General features: G+C 63.6%; 20 protein-coding genes. 15 read left to right on the top strand and 5 right to left on the bottom strand.

The window, feature by feature from the left end:
* Window positions 1-14 precede the first annotated feature (14 nt).
* Window positions 15-1,211, top strand: a complete 1,197-nt coding sequence (dapC, locus tag J3A98_RS03130) for a succinyldiaminopimelate transaminase (RefSeq protein ID WP_209963963.1) — start codon at window positions 15-17, stop codon at window positions 1,209-1,211.
* 105 nt (window positions 1,212-1,316) lie between these two features.
* Here the strand turns inward: dapC and J3A98_RS03125 are convergent, their stop codons facing one another.
* Entirely contained in the window at window positions 1,317-2,963 is a 1,647-nt protein-coding gene (locus J3A98_RS03125; RefSeq protein ID WP_209963960.1) for a Na+/H+ antiporter, read from the bottom strand.
* 252 nt (window positions 2,964-3,215) lie between these two features.
* On the opposite strand from J3A98_RS03125, the gene graT reads away from it, so the two are divergent.
* The 6 genes from graT (at window position 3,216) to J3A98_RS03095 (ending at window position 7,034) form a co-directional block, all read left to right on the top strand.
* Window positions 3,216-3,494, top strand: coding sequence for a type II toxin-antitoxin system toxin GraT (graT, locus tag J3A98_RS03120; RefSeq protein ID WP_176682753.1), 279 nt, complete (start codon window positions 3,216-3,218; stop codon window positions 3,492-3,494).
* 8 nt (window positions 3,495-3,502) lie between these two features.
* Window positions 3,503-3,802 carry a type II toxin-antitoxin system antitoxin GraA gene (gene graA / locus J3A98_RS03115; protein ID WP_003252274.1) on the top strand — a complete coding sequence of 100 codons (300 nt, stop codon included), beginning with the start codon at window positions 3,503-3,505 and terminating at the stop codon, window positions 3,800-3,802.
* Window positions 3,803-3,926: 124 nt separating this feature from the next.
* The gene (locus tag J3A98_RS03110; RefSeq protein WP_180689362.1) at window positions 3,927-4,274 is read left to right on the top strand and encodes an ArsC family reductase; all 348 of its coding nucleotides are present in this window, start codon (window positions 3,927-3,929) and stop codon (window positions 4,272-4,274) included.
* Window positions 4,275-4,305: 31 nt separating this feature from the next.
* Window positions 4,306-5,340, top strand: a complete 1,035-nt coding sequence (dapD, locus tag J3A98_RS03105; RefSeq protein WP_019437665.1) for a 2,3,4,5-tetrahydropyridine-2,6-dicarboxylate N-succinyltransferase — start codon at window positions 4,306-4,308, stop codon at window positions 5,338-5,340.
* An 81-nt stretch (window positions 5,341-5,421) separates the two neighbouring features.
* Complete coding sequence (locus tag J3A98_RS03100) at window positions 5,422-6,627, top strand: cysteine desulfurase (RefSeq protein WP_176682751.1); 1,206 nt, start codon at window positions 5,422-5,424, stop codon at window positions 6,625-6,627.
* Window positions 6,624-7,034 carry a SufE family protein gene (locus J3A98_RS03095; RefSeq protein WP_209963957.1) on the top strand — a complete coding sequence of 137 codons (411 nt, stop codon included), beginning with the start codon at window positions 6,624-6,626 and terminating at the stop codon, window positions 7,032-7,034. The genes J3A98_RS03100 and J3A98_RS03095 overlap by 4 nt, the downstream gene beginning before the upstream one ends.
* A gap of 111 nt (window positions 7,035-7,145) precedes the next feature.
* On the opposite strand, the gene tcdA is transcribed toward J3A98_RS03095, so the two are convergent.
* Window positions 7,146-7,955: a tRNA cyclic N6-threonylcarbamoyladenosine(37) synthase TcdA gene (gene tcdA, locus J3A98_RS03090; RefSeq protein ID WP_176682749.1), complete on the bottom strand. Its 810-nt coding sequence runs from the start codon at window positions 7,953-7,955 to the stop codon at window positions 7,146-7,148.
* A 119-nt stretch (window positions 7,956-8,074) separates the two neighbouring features.
* Here tcdA and J3A98_RS03085 point away from each other — a divergent pair, with 119 nt between their 5' ends.
* The 4 genes from J3A98_RS03085 (at window position 8,075) to J3A98_RS03070 (ending at window position 13,214) form a co-directional block, all read left to right on the top strand.
* Window positions 8,075-10,666, top strand: a complete 2,592-nt coding sequence (locus tag J3A98_RS03085) for a glycosyltransferase (protein WP_209963952.1) — start codon at window positions 8,075-8,077, stop codon at window positions 10,664-10,666.
* Window positions 10,667-10,856: 190 nt separating this feature from the next.
* Window positions 10,857-12,008 (top strand): succinyl-diaminopimelate desuccinylase, encoded by a 1,152-nt coding sequence (gene dapE, locus J3A98_RS03080; RefSeq protein WP_209963949.1) that lies wholly within the window; start codon window positions 10,857-10,859, stop codon window positions 12,006-12,008.
* Window positions 12,008-12,820, top strand: coding sequence for a putative RNA methyltransferase (locus tag J3A98_RS03075; RefSeq protein ID WP_209963944.1), 813 nt, complete (start codon window positions 12,008-12,010; stop codon window positions 12,818-12,820). Before dapE ends, J3A98_RS03075 begins: the two co-directional genes overlap by 1 nt.
* A 16-nt stretch (window positions 12,821-12,836) precedes the next feature.
* Window positions 12,837-13,214, top strand: a complete 378-nt coding sequence (locus tag J3A98_RS03070) for a hypothetical protein (RefSeq protein WP_176682746.1) — start codon at window positions 12,837-12,839, stop codon at window positions 13,212-13,214.
* Window positions 13,215-13,336: 122 nt separating this feature from the next.
* On the opposite strand, the gene J3A98_RS03065 is transcribed toward J3A98_RS03070, so the two are convergent.
* The gene (locus J3A98_RS03065) at window positions 13,337-13,546 is read right to left on the bottom strand and encodes a cold-shock protein (protein ID WP_003252255.1); all 210 of its coding nucleotides are present in this window, start codon (window positions 13,544-13,546) and stop codon (window positions 13,337-13,339) included.
* Between the two features lie 233 nt (window positions 13,547-13,779).
* On the opposite strand from J3A98_RS03065, the gene plsB reads away from it, so the two are divergent.
* The 3 genes from plsB (at window position 13,780) to J3A98_RS03050 (ending at window position 17,461) form a co-directional block, all read left to right on the top strand.
* Complete coding sequence (gene plsB, locus J3A98_RS03060) at window positions 13,780-16,266, top strand: glycerol-3-phosphate 1-O-acyltransferase PlsB (RefSeq protein ID WP_209963940.1); 2,487 nt, start codon at window positions 13,780-13,782, stop codon at window positions 16,264-16,266.
* Window positions 16,267-16,342: 76 nt separating this feature from the next.
* The gene (locus tag J3A98_RS03055; RefSeq protein ID WP_103462968.1) at window positions 16,343-16,741 is read left to right on the top strand and encodes a YbaY family lipoprotein; all 399 of its coding nucleotides are present in this window, start codon (window positions 16,343-16,345) and stop codon (window positions 16,739-16,741) included.
* A gap of 33 nt (window positions 16,742-16,774) precedes the next feature.
* Window positions 16,775-17,461, top strand: coding sequence for a DUF4197 domain-containing protein (locus J3A98_RS03050; RefSeq protein ID WP_209963937.1), 687 nt, complete (start codon window positions 16,775-16,777; stop codon window positions 17,459-17,461).
* A gap of 273 nt (window positions 17,462-17,734) precedes the next feature.
* Here the strand turns inward: J3A98_RS03050 and J3A98_RS03045 are convergent, their stop codons facing one another.
* Window positions 17,735-20,800: an efflux RND transporter permease subunit gene (locus J3A98_RS03045; protein ID WP_209963933.1), complete on the bottom strand. Its 3,066-nt coding sequence runs from the start codon at window positions 20,798-20,800 to the stop codon at window positions 17,735-17,737.
* 6 nt (window positions 20,801-20,806) lie between these two features.
* Window positions 20,807-21,907, bottom strand: coding sequence for an efflux RND transporter periplasmic adaptor subunit (locus J3A98_RS03040; RefSeq protein ID WP_209963930.1), 1,101 nt, complete (start codon window positions 21,905-21,907; stop codon window positions 20,807-20,809).
* Between the two features lie 175 nt (window positions 21,908-22,082).
* Between J3A98_RS03040 and J3A98_RS03035 the strand changes: the two genes are divergently transcribed.
* Window positions 22,083-22,748, top strand: a complete 666-nt coding sequence (locus J3A98_RS03035) for a TetR/AcrR family transcriptional regulator (protein WP_209963928.1) — start codon at window positions 22,083-22,085, stop codon at window positions 22,746-22,748.
* Window positions 22,749-22,769 lie beyond the last annotated feature (21 nt).

The following is a 22,769-nucleotide window of genomic DNA, read 5'->3' as shown; positions in this document are numbered from 1 at the left end:
GAGACCTCGCGCCGATGAACCATGCCTTGACCCAGCTTCAGCCCTATCCGTTCGAAAAGCTTCGTGCCCTGCTGGGCAGCGTGAAGCCCGCGGCGGACAAACGCGCCATCGCCCTGTCGATCGGTGAGCCGAAGCACGAATCGCCGGCGTTCGTCGCCCAGGCCATGGCCGACAACCTCGACAAGCTGGCGGTCTACCCCAGCACGATCGGTCTGCCAGCCCTGCGCCAGGCCATCGGCCAGTGGTGCGAACGACGCTTTGGTGTGCCAGCCGGCTGGCTGGACGCCGACCGCCACATCCTGCCGGTCAACGGCACCCGTGAAGCGCTGTTCGCCTTCACCCAGGCCGTGGTCAACCGCACCGATGACGGCCTGGTGATCAGCCCCAACCCGTTCTACCAGATCTACGAAGGCGCAGCGCTGCTGGCCGGCGCCACCCCGCACTACCTGCCGTGCCTGGAGAACAACGGTTTCAACCCGGACTTCGACGCCGTACCGGCCGAAGTGTGGAAGCGTTGCCAGATCCTGTTCCTGTGCTCGCCGGGCAACCCTACGGGTGCGCTGGTGCCGATGAACACCCTGAAGAAGCTGATTGCCCTGGCTGACGAGCACGACTTCGTGATCGCCGCCGACGAGTGCTACAGCGAGCTGTACTTCGACGAAGACGCGCCACCGCCAGGCCTGTTGACGGCATGCGCCGAGCTAGGCCGTAGCGATTTTGCGCGCTGCGTGGTGTTCCACAGCCTGTCCAAGCGCTCCAACCTGCCAGGGCTGCGCTCGGGCTTCGTCGCCGGCGATGCCCGGATCATCAAGCCGTTTCTGCTGTACCGCACCTACCACGGCTGCGCGATGCCGGTACAAACCCAACTGGCCAGCATCGCCGCCTGGCAGGACGAGGCGCATGTGCGCGACAACCGCGACCAATACCGGGCCAAGTACGATGCCGTGCTGGATATTCTGCAGCCGGTACTGGACGTGCAACGCCCGGACGGCAGTTTCTACCTGTGGGCCAAGGTACCGGGCGACGATGCCGAGTTCACCCGTGACCTGTTCGAAGCCCAGCATGTGACCGTGGTACCGGGGTCGTACCTGTCGCGTGAAGTGGACGGGGTGAACCCGGGTGCCGGGCGCGTGCGCATGGCACTGGTTGCGCCACTGGCCGAATGCATCGAGGCGGCGGAGCGGATTCGCGCCTTCCTGCAAAACCGCTGATCAACCCCTTCGCGGGCACGCCCGCTCCCACAGGTACTGCGCTGATTTCAAGCGCAGCGCAGTACCTGTGGGAGCGGGCGCGCCCGCGAAGGGCCTTGATAGGGTCTACTTGACTGAACCCAGGTTCGCCTCACTCATATCCAGCTCACCCAGTACTTGCCGCACCACCTCATCGCCCACCAGGTGCTGACGATGCAGGTTGTACAGTTCCAGCCGCTGGGCCCTCAGGGCACGCAAGCGTAAACGCCGCTCCAGCAAGTCCATCTGTGCGGCCAGGGCCTTGGCTTCGGCACTGTCGTCGTAGCTTTCCAGCTCATCCCGGTATTCAGCCATCAAGCGCGCCTTCAACTCGGTCGCCAAGGTTGCCTGCGCAGCATCCTGCGGTGCGTTGCTGTCGATCACCTCTTCTGCCTCCAAGGCATGAATCGCCGCCTCGGCTGTGCGCCGCCAGGCTTCCTGCACCTCTTGGTGCAAGCGCTCGTCAGGGCTCTTGGTCACCCCTCGCAGTAACAGCGGCAGGGCAAGGCAGGCACTGATCAACGACAGCAGTATTACCCCCGCAGCAATGAAGATAAGCAGGTCACGCTCCGGGAAAGCTGTACCAGCCCCTATCAGCAACGGGATCGACATGACACCCGCCAGGGTGACAGCGCCGCGCACACCACCCAAGGTCAGCAACCAGCAGGAACGCGCCGTAGGCATCAGCACCAGTGCCGGCTTGCCGCGCCAGCGACGGACCACACCGATCGAGCGCCAGATACTCTGGACCCAGATGAACCGCAACAGAATCAGTGCGGCAAAGATCGCCACCACGTCCAGGCAGCGGTAGGCCAATGTCGGCCAGAGGGTCGCTTCGTGGCTGACCACAGCCTTGATGATGTTTGGCAACTGCAAGCCCAACAACAGGAAGATCAGGCCATTGAAGGCAAACTCCAGCAACGACCACACACTGCGGTTGAGCAGGCGGGTACTGGTCTGACGCGGCAGCAGGTCGAGCCAGCTCTGCATCATGCCGGCCGCCACCGCCGAGAGAATGCCCGAAACACCCACACGCTCGGCCAGCACGTAGGCGGCGAACGGCAGCAGCAGCATGAAGACCACATGGGTAGCCGGATCGTCCCAGCCCCGGGTGATCATCCACATGCGCAGGCGACCGATCAACCAGCTCAGTATCACGCCCACCGCAAGGCCGCCCAGTGCGACCAACACGAAGCTGAAGCCGGCGTCAGCCAACGAAAACACCCCGGTGATCGCCGCCGCCAAGGCGAACTTGAAGGTTACCAGGCCCGACGCGTCGTTCATCAGCGCCTCGCCCTGCAGCATGTGCATCAGGGGAGTGGGCAGGCGGTCCTGGGCAATGGCCGAAACGGCCACGGCGTCGGTCGGCGAAAGCACTGCGGCCAGGGCGAAGGCCACCGGCAACGGGATGCTCGGCAACAACCAGTGGATGAAGTAACCGGCGCCGACCACGGTGAACAACACCAGCCCCACGGCCAGCGCCACTACCGGGCCACGAATGCGCCATAACTCACGCTTGGGGATGCGCCAGCCGTCGGCGAACAGCAGCGGAGGCAGGAACAGGAACAGGAACAATTCGGGGTCAAGGGCTACATGCAGGCCCAGCGTCGGCCACGCCAGCAAGGCACCGGCGGCAATCTGTACCAGCGGCAATGGCAGCGGAATCACACGGCCGACCAGCTTCGACAGGCTGACCAGCGTCAGCAGGATGAGAACGGTGTAGGCGGACTGCATCCGGGAAAGCTTCCTTTGTGAACCAGAAACTATATCAAGGCGAGGCATCGCCATTGAAACAATATGTTAGCGGCGACCGACGGTTCGGGGCCGCTGCACGATAGTCGCAGGTGACGGGTGAATATGTAACATGATGATACCCAGCAGATGTGACCGGAGCTTGCGAGTCGCGTGCCCCGTTATTGAAGACTTGAACTACAGCGATCCCGTCGTATAATCGACATTAACGAATAACGTTAAGCATTCAGGCTCATGATTCGAAGCTTTAGCTGTGCCGACACGGAAGCGCTCTTCACAACGGGAAAGACACGGCGTTGGTCAGATATCAAGTCAGTCGCGGAGCGCAAACTGGCCATGCTCGATGCCGCAACAGAGTTGCGAGACCTTAGGTCGCCACCTGGCAATCGCCTCGAGTCACTGAGCGGCAACCGCGCCGGCCAACACAGTATCCGTGTAAATGACCAATGGCGGTTGTGCTTCACCTGGACAGAACACGGGCCAGTTAACGTTGAAATTGTCGATTACCACTGAGGTGCATCATGCTCAAGAACGGTATGCGTCCAATCCATCCGGGTGAAATCCTGCGGGAGGACTTCCAGAAGGAAATGGGCTTCAGCGCCGCGGCTCTGGCCAGGGCGTTGGGTGTAGCAACGCCAACCGTCAACAACATCCTGCGCGAACGGGGCGGTGTATCCGCCGACATGGCACTGCGTCTGTCCATCTGCCTGGACACCACCCCTGAGTTCTGGCTCAACCTGCAGACGGCCTTCGACCTGCGCACAGCCGAACAGCAACACGGCGATGAGATCATCGGGTCGGTCCAGCGCCTGGTCGCTTGAACACATCCTGATCAATAAACAGGGGCGCCACGGGCGTGGCGCCGCGAGGATCGTTCCCGCATAATCCCGCGACTGACATCGAAAAACGGAGAGATTGGGGCGACTTGTAACCCCAATGTACACAATGACCTACACGCTCTACGGCATCAAAGCCTGTGACACCATGAAAAAGGCGCGTACCTGGCTCGAAGACAACGCCATCGCCTACGAATTCCATGATTACAAAACCCAAGGCATCGACCGTGACAGCCTGAACCGCTGGTGCGCCGAACACGGCTGGGAAGTCATCCTCAATCGTGCCGGCACCACCTTCCGCAAGCTGGACGACGCCAGCAAGGCAGACCTCGACCAGGCCAAGGCCGTCGAGCTGATGCTGGCCCAGCCGTCGATGATCAAACGCCCGGTGCTCGACCTTGGCGCGCGTACCCTGGTCGGGTTCAAGCCCGACCTGTACGCCGCTGCCCTGGCCTGAGCCCCCACCCTATTTCGCACGAGGTAATCACATGTCCAATACCCTGTTCAGCCTGGCCTTCGGTGTCGGCTCCCAGAACCGCCAGGGCGCCTGGCTGGAAGTGTTCTACGCACAACCGCTGCTCAACCCGAGCGCCGAACTGGTTGCTGCAGTCGCCCCTGTTCTCGGTTACGAAGGTGGCAACCAGGCCATCGCCTTCAGCAACGCCCAGGCCGCGCAACTGGCCGAAGCCGTAAAAGGCGTGGACGCCGCCCAGGCCGCCCTGCTGACCCGCCTGGCCGAAAGCCACAAGCCGCTGGTCGCCACCCTGCTGGCCGAAGACGCCGCTCTGAGCTCGACTCCAGAGGCCTACCTCAAGCTGCACCTGCTGTCGCACCGACTGGTCAAACCGCATGGCGTAAGCCTGGCCGGCATCTTCCCGCTGCTGCCAAACGTGGCCTGGACCAACCAGGGCGCAGTCGACCTGGGCGAGCTGGCCGAGCTGCAACTGGAAGCACGCCTGAAGGGCGAGCTGCTGGAAGTGTTCTCGGTGGACAAGTTCCCGAAAATGACCGACTACGTGGTACCAGCCGGCGTGCGTATCGCCGACACCGCCCGTGTGCGCCTGGGTGCCTACATCGGCGAAGGCACCACCATCATGCACGAAGGCTTCGTCAACTTTAATGCTGGCACCGAAGGCCCGGGCATGATCGAAGGCCGCGTTTCCGCTGGCGTATTCGTTGGCAAAGGTTCGGACCTGGGCGGCGGCTGCTCGACCATGGGCACCCTGTCCGGTGGCGGCAACATCGTCATCAAGGTTGGCGAGGGCTGCCTGATCGGCGCCAACGCAGGCATCGGTATTCCGCTGGGCGACCGCAACACCGTCGAAGCCGGCCTGTATATCACCGCAGGCACCAAGGTGAACCTGCTGGACGAGAACAACGAGCTGGTCAAAGTGGTCAAGGCCCGCGATCTGGCCGGCCAGACCGACCTTCTGTTCCGTCGCAACTCGCTCAACGGCGCAGTTGAGTGCAAGACCCACAAGTCGGCCATCGAGCTGAACGAAGCGCTGCACGCTCACAACTGAGAACCTTGCCGGGTTTGAGGTGTTAAGATCGGGTCTGGCGCCAATGCACCAGACCCGATTTTCATTCCAGGCCTCGCAAACATGTTTCAGCCCTCTCCCTGGCGTGCCGACTTTCCCGCCATCGCCGCCCTGCAACGGCAGCACCAGACATACCTGGACAGCGCAGCCACCACCCAGAAGCCGCAAGCCCTGCTCGACGCCCTGAGCCATTACTACGGCCATGGCGCGGCCAACGTGCACCGCGCCCAACATTTGCCCGGCGCGCTGGCGACCCAGGCCTTCGAAACCAGCCGCGACAAGGTCGCCGCCTGGCTCAATGCCGCAGACTCGCGGCAGATCGTGTTCACCCACGGTGCTACCTCGGCGCTGAACCTGCTGGCCTATGGCCTGGAGCACCGCCTCGAAGCCGGTGACGAAATTGCCGTCAGTGCCCTGGAGCACCATGCCAACCTGCTGCCCTGGCAACAGCTGGCGCACCGGCGCAACCTGCGCCTGGTGGTGCTGCCGCTGGATGCCCATGGCCGTATCGACCAGGAACAGGCACTGCAACTGATCGGCCCGCGCACCCGGGTGCTCGCCGTCAGCCAGCTGTCCAACGTGCTGGGTACCTGGCAGCCGCTACCAGCGCTACTGGCCCATGCCCGCGCCCAGGGCGCGCTGACTGTGGTCGATGGTGCCCAAGGCGTGGTGCATGGTCGCCATGACATGCAGCAACTGGGCTGCGACTTCTATGTGTTTTCCAGCCACAAGCTGTATGGTCCAGACGGCGTCGGCGTGCTCTATGGTCGCGCCCAGGCCCTGGAGCTGTTGCGCCACTGGCAGTTCGGTGGCGAGATGGTGCAGTTGGCCGAATACCACAGCGCCAGCTTCCGCCCCGCGCCCCTGGGATTCGAGGCGGGTACGCCGCCCATTGCCGGAGTGATAGGCCTGGGCGCAACACTGGACTACCTGGCCAGCCTCGATGCCCATGCGGTCGCAGCGCATGAAGCCAACCTGCACCAGCACCTGCTGCGTGGCCTGGGCGACCGCGAAGGTGTGCGGGTGTTGGGTGCACCGCAGACGGCCCTGGCCAGTTTCGTCATCGAGGGCGTGCACAACGCCGATATCGCTCATCTGCTGACTGAACAGGGCATTGCCGTGCGTGCCGGTCACCACTGTGCCATGCCACTGCTGAAGGGGATGGGGCTAGAGGGCGCGATACGGGTGTCGCTGGGTTTGTACAACGACAGCGATGACTTGCAACATTTCTTCGACGCGCTGGATCAAGGCCTGGAGCTGTTGCGATGAGCCTGCCGGAACAGGCGCATCAAGCGCTGGTAGCTTTTCAACAGGGCAAAGGCTGGGAACAGCGTGCTCGGTTGCTGATGCAGTGGGGTGACCGCCTGGAGCCGCTGGCTGATGCCGAAAGGACCGAGGCCAACCGGGTGCATGGCTGCGAGAGCCTGGTGTGGCTGGTGGCCGAGCAGATCGAGGGAGTATGGCGGTTCAAGGCCAGCAGCGATGCCCGCTTGTTGCGTGGGCTGCTGGCGCTGTTGCTGGTGCGGGTGCAGGGACTGGCCAGTGAGGAGCTGGCCGGGATTGATCTGCACGAGTGGTTTACCCAGCTCGGGCTGGAACGCCAATTGTCGCCGTCGCGCAGCAATGGGCTGCATGCGGTGTTGCAGCGGATGACGGAGTTGGCGTCCAACCGCTGAATCGGCGCCGGTTTCTTCGCGGGCCTGCCCGCTCCCACAGGTACGGCGTCATGCTTGAGAGAGATGCAGTACCTGAGGGAGCGGGCGGGCCCGCGAAGACGCCCACGCGGTCTATTCAGGCTTGACCCGTTCCGACGGCCGGCGCGCTCCAGCCACCAGCTTCTCGATCGCCTTGCTCGCCGCTACCATGCCAAAGGTCGCGGTCACCATCATCACTGCACCAAAGCCACCCGAGCAGTCCAGGCGCACGCCCTCACCCACGAAGCTTTTCTGCAAGCAAACGCTGCCATCACCCTTGGGGTAACGCAGCTGTTCGCTGGAGAACACGCACGGCACGCCATAGTTGCGGCTGACGTTACGCGAAAAGTTGTAGTCGCGGCGCAGGGTGGAACGCACCCGTGACGCCAACGGGTCGTTGAAGGTCTTGTTCAGGTCGGCGATCTGGATCTGCGTCGGGTCGATCTGGCCACCCGCGCCACCGGTAGTGACAATGGCAATCTTGCGCCGCCGACACCAGGCGATCAGCGCCGCCTTGGCCATGACGCTGTCGATGCAGTCGATCACGCAGTCGAGGTGCTCGGTGATGTATTCGGCCATGGTCTCGCGGGTGACGAAGTCGGCCACCGCATGCACCGTGCACCCGGGGTTGATCGCCCGCAGGCGCTCGGCCATGACCTCGACCTTGGGCCGCCCCACCTGCCCTTCCAGCGCATGGGCCTGGCGGTTGGTGTTGCTGACACAGACATCGTCCAGGTCGAACAGGGTGATTTCGCCCACGCCGCTGCGGGCCAGCGCTTCGGCCACCCACGAGCCCACCCCGCCGATACCGACCACGCCCACATGGGCCTGGCCCAGCCGCTGCAGCCCTTGGTCGCCATACAACCGGGCAACGCCGGCAAAGCGTGGATCTTCTGTGCTCATGTTCATACCCCAAAAAACCGGCACGCATTATATGCCAGCAGCCCCAAGGCCTGCATCGTTAGGAAAGAGACTACCAACACTGCTTTAATGTCCTACCACTTCGCCACGAATGGACGACGATGTCTTCACGTAAATTCGGCCTGAACCTGGTAGTGGTGCTGGCCATCGCCGCACTGTTCACCGGGTTCTGGGCACTGATCAACCGCCCGGTCTTCGCCCCCGCCTGGCCAGAACAGATTTCTGGCTTTTCGTATTCGCCGTTCCGCCTGGGCGAAAGCCCGCAGAAGGGTCAGTACCCCACTGACGAAGAACTGCGCCAGGACCTGGAGCAACTGAGCAAACTGACCGACAGCATCCGTATCTACACCGTGGAGGGCACTCAGGCCGACATCCCGCGCCTGGCCGAAGAGTTCGGCCTGCGGGTGACGCTGGGGATATGGATCAGCCCGGACCTGGAGCGCAACGAGCGCGAGATCGCCACGGCCATCCAGCTGGCCAATACCTCGCGCAGCGTGGTGCGGGTGGTGGTCGGCAACGAGGCGCTGTTCCGTGAAGAAGTCACACCGGAAAACCTGATCGAATACCTGGACCGGGTACGCGCAGCCGTGAAGGTGCCTGTGACCACCAGTGAACAATGGCACATCTGGAAGGAACATCCTGAGCTGGCCAGGCACGTCGACCTGATTGCCGCGCACATCCTGCCCTACTGGGAGTTCGTGCCAATGAAGGACTCGGTCGAGTTCGTCCTCGACCGCGCCCGTGAACTGAAGCACCAGTTCCCGCGCAAACCCCTGCTGCTGTCGGAAGTCGGCTGGCCGAGCAACGGCCGCATGCGCGGTGGTGCCGATGCCACACAGGCCGACCAGGCCATCTACTTGCGCACCCTGGTCAATACCCTCAACCGCCGTGGCTACAACTACTTTGTCATTGAAGCCTATGACCAACCCTGGAAGGCCAGCGACGAAGGCTCGGTAGGCGCCTACTGGGGCGTCTACAACGCCGAGCGCCAGCAGAAGTTCAACTTCGACGGCCCCGTGGTGGCGATCCCGCAGTGGCGGGCCCTGGCAGTGGCGTCGGTGGTGCTGGCAATGATCGCCCTGATGGTGCTGTTCATCGATGGCTCGGCCCTGCGCCAGCGTGGCCGTACCTTCCTGACGTTCATCACCTTCCTGTGCGGGTCGGTACTGGTGTGGATCGCCTATGACTACAGCCAGCAATACAGCACCTGGTTCAGCCTGACCGTGGGCGTGCTGCTGGCCCTCGGCGCGCTGGGCGTGTTCATCGTGTTGCTCACCGAAGCCCACGAGCTGGCCGAGGCGGTCTGGATACACAAGCGCCGCCGCGAATTCCTGCCCGTGCAGGCCGACAGTGCCTACCGGCCCAAGGTGTCGGTGCACGTGCCGTGCTACAACGAGCCACCTGAGATGGTGAAACAAACCCTCGACGCCCTGGCCGCCCTGGACTACCCCGACTACGAAGTACTGGTGATCGACAACAACACCAAGGACCCGGCCGTGTGGGAGCCGCTCATGGCCCACTGCGAGAAGCTTGGCGAGCGCTTCAAGTTCTTCCACGTCGCGCCTCTGGCCGGCTTCAAGGGCGGTGCACTGAATTACCTGATCCCGCACACGGCCAAGGACGCCGAAGTGATCGCGGTAATCGACTCGGACTACTGCGTCGACCGCAACTGGCTCAAGCACATGGTGCCGCACTTCGCCGATCCGAAAATTGCCGTGGTGCAGTCACCGCAGGATTACCGCGACCAGCACGAGAGTGCCTTCAAGAAGCTGTGCTACAGCGAATACAAGGGCTTCTTCCACATCGGCATGGTCACCCGCAACGACCGTGACGCGATCATCCAGCACGGCACCATGACCATGACCCGGCGCAGTGTGCTGGAAGAACTGGGCTGGGCCGAATGGTGCATCTGCGAGGATGCCGAGCTGGGGCTGCGCGTGTTCGAGAAAGGCCTGTCCGCCGCCTACGCCCACAACAGCTACGGCAAGGGCCTGATGCCCGACACCTTCATCGACTTCAAGAAGCAACGCTTCCGCTGGGCCTACGGCGCCATCCAGATCATCAAGCACCACGCCGGTGCGCTGCTGCGCGGCAAAGGCAGCCAGCTGACCCGTGGCCAGCGCTACCACTTCCTGGCCGGCTGGCTACCGTGGATCGCCGATGGCATGAACATCTTCTTCACCATCGGCGCGCTGTTGTGGTCGGCGGCGATGATCATCGTGCCGCATCGGGTCGACCCGCCACTGATGATCTTCGCCATCCCGCCGCTGGCGCTGTTCTTCTTCAAAGTCGGCAAGATCGTCTTCCTGTACCGCCGAGCGGTGGGGGTGAACCTCAAGGATGCCTTCGCAGCTGCACTGGCCGGGCTGGCACTGTCGCACACCATCGCCAAGGCGGTCCTGTATGGCTTCTTCACCAGCAGCATGCCGTTCTTCCGCACGCCGAAGAATGCTGACAGCCATGGGTTGCTGGTGGCAATTTCCGAAGCGCGTGAAGAGCTGTTCATCATGGTGCTGCTGTGGGGCGCGGCGCTGGGCATCTACCTGGTGCAGGGGCTGCCGAGCTCGGACATGCGCTTCTGGGTGGCGATGTTGCTGGTGCAGTCGTTGCCATATGTGGCAGCGCTGGTGATGGCATTCTTGTCGTCGCTGCCCAAGCCCGCAGAAAAGGCTGCCGAAGCGCAGCAGGCTTGAAGTTGCCTGGGCTGACCTGTGCAACCCATTCGCGGGCACGCCCGCTCCCACAGGCCTGGCACAGGCATTCAGAGCTGTGCGGTACCTGGTGGAGCGGGCACGCCCGCGAATGGGCCGTGCTGCCCGAAACCATTTGATATAAGATAACGCCCCTCAGATTTCCCCGCCTTGCCTTGCCCCGGAGTCCCCCATGACGGCCCCTGCCGAGCTCTCGCCTACCCTTCAACTGGCCTGCGACCTGATCCGTCGTCCCTCGGTCACCCCCGTCGATGCCGATTGCCAGGCGCAGATGATGAACCGTCTGGGCGCCGTTGGTTTCCAGCTGGAGCCGATGCGCATCGAAGACGTCGACAACTTCTGGGCCACCCACGGCAACCAGGAAGGCCCGGTGCTGTGCTTTGCCGGCCACACCGACGTGGTGCCCACCGGCCCGGTCCAGCAATGGCAGCATGAACCGTTCGAGGCGCTGATCGACGCCGACGGCATGCTCTGCGGTCGTGGCGCCGCCGACATGAAGGGCAGCCTGGCGTCCATGGTCATCGCCAGCGAGCGCTTTGTGCAGGACTACCCGAACCATCGCGGCAAGGTCGCGTTTCTGATCACCAGCGACGAGGAAGGCCCGGCCCACCACGGCACCAAGGCGGTAGTCGAGCGCCTGAAAGCGCGCAACGAGCGCCTGGACTGGTGCATCGTCGGCGAACCGTCCAGCACCACCTTGCTGGGCGACGTGGTCAAGAACGGCCGCCGTGGTTCACTGGGCGCCAAGCTGACCATACGCGGCAAGCAGGGCCATGTGGCCTATCCGCACCTGGCGCGCAACCCGATCCACCTGGCCGCCCCGGCCCTGGCGGAACTGGCTGCCGAGCACTGGGACGAAGGCAACGCGTTTTTCCCGCCAACCAGCTTCCAGATCTCCAACGTCAATTCCGGCACCGGCGCCACCAACGTGGTCCCGGGCGAGCTGACCGCGCTGTTCAACTTCCGCTTCTCTACCGAGTCCACCGTCGAAGGCCTGCAGGCCCGAGTGTCGGCGATTCTCGACAAGCATGAACTGGACTGGTCGGTCGATTGGGCACTGTCGGGCCTGCCATTCCTGACCGAACCAGGCGAGCTGCTCGACGCCGTGGCGGCCAGCATCAAGGGCGTCACCGGTCGCGAAACCCAGCCCTCCACCAGCGGCGGCACCTCCGATGGCCGTTTCATCGCAACCATGGGCACCCAGGTAGTCGAACTCGGCCCGGTCAACGCCACCATCCACCAGGTTGACGAGCGGATCCTTGCCAGCGACCTCGATCTGCTGACCGAAATCTACTACCAGACCCTGGTCCGGTTGCTCGCCTGATGCTTGCCTGCCCGCTTTGCCAGGCGCCGCTGAGCCGGCTCGACAATGGTGTGGTGTGCCCGGCTGGCCACCGCTTCGACCGCGCCCGCCAGGGTTACCTGAACCTGCTGCCGGTGCAGCACAAGAACAGCCGCGACCCCGGTGACAACCAGGCCATGGTCGAGGCACGCCGCGACTTTCTCGACGCCGGCCATTACGCGCCAGTCGCCCGCCGCCTGGCCGAGCTGGCCGCCGAGCGCCAGCCTGGCGCCTGGCTGGACATCGGCTGCGGCGAGGGTTACTACACCGCACAGGTCGCCCAGGCCTTGCCGGCCGCCGACGGCTATGCGCTGGACATCTCCCGCGAAGCGGTCAAGCGTGCCTGCCGCCGAGCACCGGCGGTCACCTGGATGGTCGCCAGCATGGCCCGCGTACCGCTGACCGACGCCAGCTGCCAGTTCATCGCCAGCGTTTTCAGCCCGCTGGACTGGGCCGAGGCCAAGCGTTTGCTCAGCCCCGGCGGCGGCCTGATGCGGGTCGGCCCGACCAGCGGCCATCTGATGGAACTGCGTGAAGTGCTCTACGATGAAGTACGCCCTTACGCCGACGACAAGCACCTGGCCCTGGTCCCTGAAGGCATGGCCCATGCCCACAGCGAAACCCTCGAGTTCCGCCTGAGCCTGGCCGCGCCCAAGGCCCGCGCCGACCTGCTGGCCATGACCCCACACGGCTGGCGCGCCAGCGCCGAAAAACGTGCCCGGGTGATCGACCAGCCCGAGCCGTTCGAGGTCACGGTTTCCATGCGTTATGACTATTTCGTGCGCCAAGACTGAGCACACCGGAGCCCTTATGCGTCAACCTGATATCGAGATCTACCTGAAGGACGCCGACGTCGACCACAAGCAGATTGCCGAGTGGCTTGCCCAGGCAATCGGCCCGTGCACTGAATGGAAGCAGAAAGGCCAGACCTTCAAATGCCATGCCGGTAACATTCCGGTCACTTGGTTACCCAAGGCTGTAGGGAAATGGAACAGCCTGTACCTGGAAAGCGACCAGACGCCGTGGGCCGATGACGTTGCCTGCGCCAGGGCTGCATTTGCCGCGCTGGGTGTGGAAGTGCGCTGTGCGCCGGGTGGCTGGGTTGAGGAAGACGGGGAAGAAGATGCCGACCGCTGGGTCCGCATCAGCGCCGACGGTGAGGAGGAAATCACCTGGCGTACATCATGAAACGGCAGCCTTGCTCGTTTCTGTAGGAGCGGGTTTACCCGCGAACACGGGCCATGCCCGTGGCAGCCACCGTGGTGGCTGCTTCGCGGGCAAGCCCGCTCCTACGGCTTGAAACCAGAGGCTCAGAGGCCCACTACGTCTTCGGCTTGCAGGCCTTTCTGGCCCTGCACGCAGGCGTACTCCACCCGCTGCCCTTCGACCAGGGTACGATGCCCCTCACCGCGAATCGCCCGATAGTGGACGAACACATCTGCACCACCTTCGCGCTGAATGAAGCCGTAACCCTTGGCATCGTTGAACCACTTTACATTCCCAGTCTCACGAGACGACATCTGAACTACTCCGGATTTTTATTGTGAAGATCGCCTTGCAGGCATGAGGTCACCTGCCCCATGCCAACGCCGCTTGCCGAAATATCCTGCAAGTGGCAGGCCGAGTATATGACACAGAACAAAAAAAATTGATGACGGCCCCGCTGTTGGCCGAATTTTGCTGAACTTACGCCGATACGGCAGACTAAATAGCAGGATACTCACCTGATAATCACACCCAGGGCACACACCCCATGACCCGTTCCCCCCTGCGCCGCCTGATCTTCGGCGGCCTGCGTCGCCTGTTGTACCTGTGGGTGCGCTCCGAGACCATCAACCAGTCTTCCATGACCCTCAACCTGGACCGCAGTCGGCCGGTGTTCTATGCGCTGCCCTCGCCCGCGCTCACCGACCTGGCCGTGCTCGACCACGAGTGCACCAAGGCGGGGCTGCCGCGCCCGGTGCTGCCGGTAGCCGTCGGCCCACTGCAGGAACCCGCCGCGTTCTTCTACCTGACCCCCGACCCGGACTGGCTCGGCCGGCAGGACAAAAGTGGCGCCCCGCCCACGCTCGAGCGCCTGGTGGCTGCCGTCAGACAGCATGCCGAAGAAGATGCGCAGATCATTCCTGTCAGCGTGTTCTGGGGCCAGACCCCGGCCAGCGAGTCCAGCCCCTGGAAGCTGCTGTTCGCCGACAGCTGGGCGGTAACCGGGCGCCTGCGCCGGCTGCTGACCGTACTGATCCTGGGGCGCAAGACCCGGGTACAATTCTCCGCGCCAATCCACCTGCGCGAACTGGTGCAGCACAACAAAGGCCACGAGCGCACCGTGCGCATGGCCCAGCGCCTGATGCGCGTGCACTTTCGCAACCTCAAGACTGCTGTCATCGGCCCGGACATCTCGCACCGGCGCACCCTGGTCAAAGGCCTGGTCCATGCTCCGCAAGTGCGCCAGGCGATTGCCGACGAAGCGCAGCGCGAGAACCTGCCGCTGGCCAAAGCCGAGGCCCAGGCACTGCGCTACGGCAACGAGATAGCCTCGGACTACACTTACACCGCCATCCGCTTCCTCGAAGTGGTGCTCAGCTGGTTCTGGAACAAGATCTACGACGGCATCAAGGTCAACCACATCGAACAGGTACAGGGTATCGCCCCTGGCCATGAAGTGATCTACGTGCCGTGCCACCGCAGCCACATCGACTACCTGCTGCTGTCGTACCTGCTGTTCCGCAACGGCCTCACCCCGCCGCACGTGGCGGCGGGCATCAACCTCAACATGCCGGTGGTGGGTAACCTGCTACGCCGTGGCGGCGCCTTCTTCATGCGCCGCACGTTCAAGGGCAACCCGCTTTACACGGCAGTGTTCAACGAGTATCTGCACACGCTGTACACCAAGGGTTTCCCGGTCGAGTACTTCGTCGAAGGCGGCCGCTCGCGCACCGGGCGCATGTTGCAGCCGCGCACCGGGATGCTGGCCATTACCCTGCGCAGCTTCCTGCGTTCGTCGCGTACACCAATCGTGTTCGTGCCGGTGTACATCGGCTACGAGCGCGTGCTCGAAGGCCGTACCTACCTGGGCGAACTGCGCGGCGCCAGCAAGAAGAAGGAGTCGGTGTTCGACATCTTCAAGGTGTTCGGCGCACTCAAGCAGCGCTTTGGCCAGGTCTACGTCAACTTCGGCGAACCCATCCGCCTGGCTGGTTTCCTCGACCAGCAGCAGCCCGGCTGGCGTGACCAGGATCACGGTCCGCAGTACCGTCCGGACTGGCTCAACGCTACCACCGCTCGCCTGGGAGAAACCGTGGCCCGTCACCTCAACGAGGCAGCCGCCATCAACCCGGTCAACCTGGTGGCCCTGGCACTGCTGTCCACCAGCCGCCTTGCCCTGGACGAACGCGCCCTGACCCGCGTACTCGACCTGTACCTGGCGCTCCTGCGCCAAGTGCCCTACTCGCCGCACACCACCCTGCCCGAGGGCGACGGCCAGGCATTGATCGAACATGTACGCAGCATGAACCTGGTGGCCGAGCAGAAGGACGCCCTGGGCCGCATCCTCTATCTGGATGAAGGCAATGCGGTACTGATGACCTATTACCGCAACAACGTGCTGCACATCTTCGCCCTGCCGGCGCTGCTGGCCAGCTTCTTCCTCAGCAGTTCACGCATGAGCCGCCAACTGCTGGGCCAGTATGTGCACGCGCTTTACCCCTACCTGCAGGCCGAACTGTTCCTGCGCTGGACACCAGAACAGCTGGACGAGGTCATCGACCAATGGCTGGTCGCGTTGGTGGAACAGGGCCTGCTGCGCCAGGACAACGACCTGTACGTGCGCCCGGCGCCCAGCTCGCGGCAGTTCGTGTTGCTGACCCTGCTTGCCCGCACCATCACCCAGACCCTGCAGCGCTTCTACATGGCCACCTCGCTGCTGATCAACAGCGGGCAGAACAGCCTGAGCGCCGAAGCGCTGGAAGACTTGTGCGTGATGATGGCCCAGCGCCTGTCGATCCTGCATGGCCTGAACGCGCCGGAGTTCTTCGACAAGACGCTGTTCCGCCACTTCATCCAGACCCTGCTTCAGCAAGGCGTGCTGCACGCCGACGCGCAAGGCAAGCTGGGTTATCACGACAAGCTCGGCGAGCTGGCCGAGGGCGTGGCCAAGCGTGTGCTGTCGGCCGAGCTGCGTCTGTCGATCCGCCAGGTGGCCCTGCACCGGGAGGACGGGCTGGAAACTTCGACCCTCTAACGGTTCATCGGTCGGTAAAATCCGCTAAAGTCCCTGGGGTTGGCCACAAGCCAGCTCCAAGGACACCGGAGATTCCATGAAAAAACTCTTTATGCTGTGTTGCGCATCCCTGCTTGCAGCCTGTTCCAGCCAAACCCCACACAGCCAGGCCAGCCTGGACGGTGAAGTCTTCTACCTGCAGCGCATTGCCCTGCCGCCTGCCGCCACCCTGAGCGTGGAACTGCAGGATGTGTCGCTGATGGACGCCCCTGCCGTAACCCTGGCGCGCCAGGCCGGCCCGGTCAAAGGCAACGTACCACTGCCGTTCCATCTCACCTATGACCCCGCGCAGGTCAAGCCTGGCCACCGCTATGCGGTGAGCGCGCGCATCGAGCTGAATGGCAAGTTGCTGTTCATCAATACCGAACACCACGCTGTCGCGCTCGATGGCAGTGACCCGCAATCTGTACGTATCAAGGTAGACCAGGTTCGCTGATACCCGTACTCATCCGTTTACAAGGAAAGCTTCATGATCCGCACTTCCCTGCGCTTCACCACCCTGTGCGCCGGCCTGCTGCTGTCGGCCAGTGCCCTGGCCCTGTCGCTCGGCGACCTCAGCCAGAAAGACGCCACCGGCGGCCTGAAGGACGCCCTGACCCAAGGTGCGCAACTGGCCGTCAAGCAACTGAGCACCCCAGGCGGCTTCAGCAACAACCCGGACGTGCGCATCGAGCTGCCAGGCAACCTGGGCAAAGCTGCCAAGGCGATGAAAATGTTCGGCAAGGGTGAACAGGTCGAAGCCCTGGAAACCAGCATGAACAAGGCCGCCGAGGCTGCCGTGCCGCAGGCCCAGGCAATTCTGGTGGAGGCCGTGAAGAACATGAGCGTGACCGATGCCAAGGGCATTCTCAGCGGCGGTGACGACTCGGCCACCCAGTACCTGAACAAGAGCAGCCGCGAGCAGATCCGCGCCAAGTTCCTGCCAATCGTCAAGCAGGCCACCGACAAGGTCGGCGTGGCCCAGCAGTACAATGCCTTCGCTGCCCAGGCCAAAGGCCTGGGGCTGGTCAAGGATGACGCCAATATCGAGAACTACGTGACCGAGAAGGCGCTGGACGGCCTGTTCGAGATGATCGGCAAGCAGGAACAGAGCATTCGCCAGAACCCGACAGCTGCGGCTACCAGCCTGGCCAAGAAGGTCTTCGGCGCGCTGTAGGAGCGGGTTCACCCGCGAAAGGGCCGGGCCTGCTGGCCAATTTTCACCAGCCGCTCACCGTTGCTGCCGCCACCGTATTCGCGGGTAAACCCGCTCCTACAATGATCGAAAAGCCTGCGAGGTCCTCTGTAGGAGCGGGTTCACCCGCGAAAGGGCCGGGCCTGCTGGCCAATTTTCACCAGCCGCTCACCGTTGCTGCCGCCACCGTATTCGCGGGTAAACCCGCTCCTACACGGCGGCGGGGTTGGACACAGGCCGTTGTAGGAGCGGCCTTCAGCCCTTCTTCACCCTGAACCACGCCGCATACAACGCCGGCAGGAACAGCAGTGTAAGCACCGTGGCCACGATCAGCCCACCCATGATCGCCACCGCCATCGGTCCATAGAACACACTACGTGACAACGGGATCATGGCCAGCACCGCCGCCAGCGCGGTCAGCACGATCGGCCGGAAGCGCCGCACCGTAGCCTCGATGATCGCCTGCCAGCGCTCCATCCCCGCTGCGATGTCCTGCTCGATCTGGTCCACCAGGATCACCGAGTTGCGCATGATCATCCCCGCCAAGGCAATGGTGCCAAGCATGGCGACAAAGCCGAACGGCTGACGGAACACCAGCAGGAACAGGGTCACACCAATCAGCCCCAGCGGCGCGGTGAGGAACACCATCACCGTGCGCGAAAAACTGCGCAGCTGGATCATCAGCAAACTCAGGACTACCACGACGAACAGTGGCATGCCGGCATTCACCGATTTCTGCCCCCGTTCGGAGTCCTCCACTGTGCCGCCCACCTCCAGCAGATAGCCATCGGGCAGCTTGGCGCGGATGTCCTGCAGGGTCGGCAGAATCTGTTTCACCAGCGTCGCCGGCTGCTCCTGGTCGTAGATATCGGCACGCACGGTCACCGTCGGCAAGCGGTTGCGGTGCCAGATGATGCCTTCTTCAAAGCCGTACTCCAGGGTCGCCACCTGCGACAGCGCCACGCTCCGGCCATTGTCGGTGGGCAACGCCAGGCTACCCAGGTTGCCCAGCTCACTGCGTTCCTGGGGGGTACCGCGCAGCAGGATCTCGATCAGCTCGTTGTCCTCGCGGTACTGGCTGACCGTGGTGCCGATCAGCGAGCTTTGCAGGAAGCTCGCCAGGTGCGCGGTGCTCACACCCAGCGCCCGGGCGCGGTCCTGGTCGATTTCGAGGAACACCGCCTTGCTGGGTTCCTCCCAGTCCAGATGCACGTTCACCACATGCGGGTTCTCGCGTACTTTGTCAGCCACTTCACGGGCCAGTGCACGGGCCTTCTCGATATGCTCGCCAGTGACCCGGAACTGCACCGGGTAGCCCACGGGCGGGCCGTTTTCCAGGCGCGTGACCCGGGCACGCAGGTCGGGGAACTGCTGGTCCACAGTGCTGATCAGCCAACTGCGCAGGCGCTCGCGGTCTTCCATCGACTTGGCCAGCACCACGAACTGGGCAAAGCTGGCTGCCGGCAGTTGCTGGTCCAACGGCAGGTAGAAGCGCGGCGAACCGGTGCCCACATAGGCCACGTAGTTGTCGATACCGTCCTGCTGCTTGAGCAGCGCCTCCAGCTGCTTGACCCGCTCGGCGGTATTGGCCAGCGAGGCGCCTTCGGCCAGCTTCAGGTCAACCATCAGCTCCGGGCGCCCGGAAGCCGGGAAGAACTGCTGGGGCACGAAGCGGAACAGCAGGATGCTGCCGACAAAGGCAGCGATGGTCAGCAGGATTACCGTCTTGCGCCGCCGTACGCACCACTCCACCAGCCGTCGCACGCGCTGGTAGAACGGGGTGGCGTATGGGTCTGGCGCATGGCCGTCCTTGCCATGCCGCGCGGCATGCAGCTTGGCCAGGTCGGGTAACAGGCGCTCGCCCAGGTAAGGCACGAACACCACGGCCACCACCCACGAGGTCAGCAGAGCGATGGTTACCACCTGGAAGATCGACCGGGTGTATTCGCCCGTGCTGGAGGCCGCGGTGGCAATCGGCAGAAAACCTGCTGCCGTGATCAGCGTGCCGGTAAGCATCGGGAAGGCCGTACTAGTCCAGGCATAGCTGGCCGCCTTGAGCCGGTCGTAGCCCTGCTCCATCTTGATCGCCATCATCTCCACGGCAATGATCGCGTCATCCACCAGCAAGCCCAGGGCCAGCACCAGTGCACCGAGGGAAATCTTGTGCAGGCCGATGCCGAAGTAATGCATGGCGGCAAAGGTCATGGCCAACACCAGCGGAATGGCCAGCGCCACCACCAGGCCGGTGCGCAGGCCCAGCGAGAAGAAGCTCACCAGCAGCACAATGACCAGCGCCTCGACCAGCACCTGGACGAACTCCCCCACGCCAGCCTTCACCGCCGCCGGTTGATCCGAGACCTTGCGCAGCTCCATGCCGGCCGGCAGGCTGTGCGCCAGGCGCTCGAACTCGCCTTCCAGGGCCTTGCCCAGCACCAGGATGTCACCACCGTCTTTCATCGACACTGCCAGGCCAATGGCATCCTCGCCCATGAAGCGCATGCGTGGTGCGGGTGGGTCGTTGAAGCCACGGTGCACCTCGGCGACATCGCCAATCCGGAAGGTGCGATCACCCACGCGAATGGGGAACTGGCGGATCTGCTCGACGCTGTCGAAACGCCCGCTCACCCGCAGATGCAGGCGCTCGCTGGGCGTCTCGAAGAAACCGGCGGTGCTCACCGCGTTCTGCTCTTGCAACGCCTTCTGCACAGCTTCCAGGGGCACCCCGAGGGTCGCCAGCTTGAGGTTGGACAGCTCGATCCAGACTTTCTCGTCCTGCAGGCCGATCAGCTCGACCTTGCCCACATCCTTGACCCGCTGCAGCTGGATCTGGATACGGTCGGCGTAGTCCTTGAGCAGCGCATAATCGAAACCCTCACCAGTCAGCGCATAGATATTGCCGAAGGTAGTGCCGAACTCGTCATTGAAGAACGGGCCCTGGATCTCCGGTGGCAAGGTATGACGAATGTCCGCAACCTTCTTGCGAATCTGGTACCACAGCTCAGGGATGTCTTGGGAATGCAGCGAGTCGCGGGCCATGAAAGTGACCTGCGATTCACCGGGGCGAGAGAACGAGACAATCTTTTCGTACTCGCCGGTTTCCATCAGCTTCTTCTCGATGCGCTCGGTCACCTGGCGCGACACTTCTTCGGCGCTGGCGCCTGGCCACAGGGTGCGGATGACCATAGCCTTGAAGGTGAATGGCGGGTCCTCGCTCTGGCCAAGCTTGGTGTACGACATGGCGCCAATGGCGGCCAGCAGGATCATCAGGAACAGGACGATCTGGCGGTTGCGCAGCGCCCAGGCAGAAAGGTTGAAACCCATCGGGACTTACTCCTTGGCCGCCAGGTTCACTACACGGTTGCTGCGGTCCACGGGGCGTACCTCCTGGCCCTCGCGCAGTACATGGCCACCAGCGGCAACCACCCAGTCACCCGGGTCCAGGCCTTCGAGCACCGGCACACTGTCGCTGCCATATGCCCCCAGCCGCACGGTCGCCCGCTCCAGGCGGCTTTCCTTGTTCACCCGCCAGACATAGGCCTGACCGTTTTCCGCAGTCACTGCCGACAGCGGTACCGACAGCGGGATCAGCCCATCCTTGGCGATGAACACCCGGGCGCTCTGGCCCAACTCAGCCGGAACGGCGGCCGTGGTAAAGGCGACGCGCGCCGCGAACGTGCGCGAGCGCGGGTCGGCAGCCGGTGACAGCTCGCGAATGCGCCCCTGGAAACGTGCCTGCGGGTGCGACCACAGCTCCACGCTCACCGGCTGACCCACAGCGAAGCGAGCGAACTGCTGTTCCGGCAGGCCGATGACCACTTCTCGCTCGCCATCGGCGGCGAGGGTAAACACGGTCTGCCCGGCGGCGACCACCTGGCCCACTTCAACCTGGCGCTTGGCGATCACCCCGGCCTGCGGCGCACGCAATACGGCATATTCGGCCTGGTTGCCAGCCACATCGAACTCGGCTTTGGCCTGCTTCAGACGGGCAAGGCCTGCGCGGTAGAGGTTTTCGGCATTGTCGTACAGGGAATGGCTGACCATCTGCCGCTCCAGCAGCTTCTGGTAGCGGTCGCGCTCGGCGCGCACCAGCGACAGATTGGCCTGCGCAGCGGCCACCCGGGCGCGGTTGGCTTCCAGCTGCAGATGCACGTCCTGCGGGTCCAGTTCGGCCAGCGGCTGGTCGGCCTTGACCCGCTGCCCTTCCTCGACCAAACGGTTGCTGACCTTGCCGCCAATGCGGAAGGCAAGCTCCGGTTCGAAACGCGCACGCACCTCACCGGGGTAACTGTCGGCAGCGGCTTCGGCCGGCTGTGGCTGAACCACCAGTGCCGGGCGCGGTGCTGCGGGTGGGGCGGCTTCCTGGCCACACGCCGCCAGAAGCAGGGCAGCAGCGGCGGGCAGAGCGATGGACAAGGCATGGCGCAACATGATGAATCCTTTCGCGGAGTGCACATTTAATATTTGTACTGACGGGTATATTAAGTCAGCGAAAGGATGGCGGGAAGGGTGTGCGCTGGTTTTTCAAGCGTGCGGTCAGCAGGTAATGCAGCCTGGCTTTCGCCGGATGGCGCCTGACCCGTTAAGATGGTGATCCTTCAACCAGATGCAGACCACAATGTCCAACGACGCACCCATCGGCCCGGGTCGGCCCAAGGACCTGGCCAAGCGCGAGGCGATCCTCGAAGCGGCCAAGACGCTGTTCCTCAGCCTTGGCTACGCCAACACCAGCATGGATGCGGTCGCTGCGGCGGCAGGTGTTTCAAAGCTCACCGTGTACAGCCACTTCACCGACAAGCAGACCCTGTTCTGCTCGGCGGTCATGGCCACCTGCCAGATCCAGTTGCCTGACCTGCTGTTCGAGTATCCCGAGGGGGTACCGGTGGAAGAAGTGCTGCTGACCATTGCCCGCAACTTCCAGGCGCTTATCAGCAGTGACGAAGCGATCAAGCTCAGCCGCCTGATCATGGCCCAGGGCAGCCTGGACCCGAGTTTTGGCGAGTACTTCTACGAGGCCGGGCCCAAGCGCGTGCTGGCCGGGATGGAAGCCCTGCTGCGCGGGGCCCACGAGCGCGGGCTGCTGCGCATCGACAACCCATTGAGGGCGGCGGAGCACTTCTTCTGCCTGGTCAAGGGGGCGCCAGATTACCGCTTGCTGCTGGGTTGTGCGGGGCCGCTGGAGGGAGATGAGGCCGAGGCGCATGTGCGAGAGGTGGTAGAAGTATTCTTGCGGGCTTTCCACCCTGAAAACACCTATCACGTCTCCCTGTAGGAGCGGGTTTACCCGCGAAAG

The sequence above is a fragment of the Pseudomonas sp. BP6 genome (assembly GCF_017875935.1).
In the GTDB taxonomy this organism is placed as follows: domain Bacteria; phylum Pseudomonadota; class Gammaproteobacteria; order Pseudomonadales; family Pseudomonadaceae; genus Aquipseudomonas; species Aquipseudomonas putida_Y.
This window is presented reverse-complemented; position numbering and strand designations above follow the sequence as displayed.

Excerpts from the sequence above, each read along its gene's own strand:
- dapC (WP_209963963.1), top strand. The coding sequence starts at position 15 with ATGAACCATGCCTTGACCCAGCTTCAGCCCTATCCGTTCGAAAAGCTT.
- J3A98_RS03125 (WP_209963960.1), bottom strand. The coding sequence starts at position 2,963 with ATGCAGTCCGCCTACACCGTTCTCATCCTGCTGACGCTGGTCAGCCTG.
- graT (WP_176682753.1), top strand. The coding sequence starts at position 3,216 with ATGATTCGAAGCTTTAGCTGTGCCGACACGGAAGCGCTCTTCACAACG.
- graA (WP_003252274.1), top strand. The coding sequence starts at position 3,503 with ATGCTCAAGAACGGTATGCGTCCAATCCATCCGGGTGAAATCCTGCGG.
- J3A98_RS03110 (WP_180689362.1), top strand. The coding sequence starts at position 3,927 with ATGACCTACACGCTCTACGGCATCAAAGCCTGTGACACCATGAAAAAG.
- dapD (WP_019437665.1), top strand. The coding sequence starts at position 4,306 with ATGTCCAATACCCTGTTCAGCCTGGCCTTCGGTGTCGGCTCCCAGAAC.
- J3A98_RS03100 (WP_176682751.1), top strand. The coding sequence starts at position 5,422 with ATGTTTCAGCCCTCTCCCTGGCGTGCCGACTTTCCCGCCATCGCCGCC.
- J3A98_RS03095 (WP_209963957.1), top strand. The coding sequence starts at position 6,624 with ATGAGCCTGCCGGAACAGGCGCATCAAGCGCTGGTAGCTTTTCAACAG.
- tcdA (WP_176682749.1), bottom strand. The coding sequence starts at position 7,955 with ATGAGCACAGAAGATCCACGCTTTGCCGGCGTTGCCCGGTTGTATGGC.
- J3A98_RS03085 (WP_209963952.1), top strand. The coding sequence starts at position 8,075 with ATGTCTTCACGTAAATTCGGCCTGAACCTGGTAGTGGTGCTGGCCATC.
- dapE (WP_209963949.1), top strand. The coding sequence starts at position 10,857 with ATGACGGCCCCTGCCGAGCTCTCGCCTACCCTTCAACTGGCCTGCGAC.
- J3A98_RS03075 (WP_209963944.1), top strand. The coding sequence starts at position 12,008 with ATGCTTGCCTGCCCGCTTTGCCAGGCGCCGCTGAGCCGGCTCGACAAT.
- J3A98_RS03070 (WP_176682746.1), top strand. The coding sequence starts at position 12,837 with ATGCGTCAACCTGATATCGAGATCTACCTGAAGGACGCCGACGTCGAC.
- J3A98_RS03065 (WP_003252255.1), bottom strand. The coding sequence starts at position 13,546 with ATGTCGTCTCGTGAGACTGGGAATGTAAAGTGGTTCAACGATGCCAAG.
- plsB (WP_209963940.1), top strand. The coding sequence starts at position 13,780 with ATGACCCGTTCCCCCCTGCGCCGCCTGATCTTCGGCGGCCTGCGTCGC.
- J3A98_RS03055 (WP_103462968.1), top strand. The coding sequence starts at position 16,343 with ATGAAAAAACTCTTTATGCTGTGTTGCGCATCCCTGCTTGCAGCCTGT.
- J3A98_RS03050 (WP_209963937.1), top strand. The coding sequence starts at position 16,775 with ATGATCCGCACTTCCCTGCGCTTCACCACCCTGTGCGCCGGCCTGCTG.
- J3A98_RS03045 (WP_209963933.1), bottom strand. The coding sequence starts at position 20,800 with ATGGGTTTCAACCTTTCTGCCTGGGCGCTGCGCAACCGCCAGATCGTC.
- J3A98_RS03040 (WP_209963930.1), bottom strand. The coding sequence starts at position 21,907 with ATGTTGCGCCATGCCTTGTCCATCGCTCTGCCCGCCGCTGCTGCCCTG.
- J3A98_RS03035 (WP_209963928.1), top strand. The coding sequence starts at position 22,083 with ATGCAGACCACAATGTCCAACGACGCACCCATCGGCCCGGGTCGGCCC.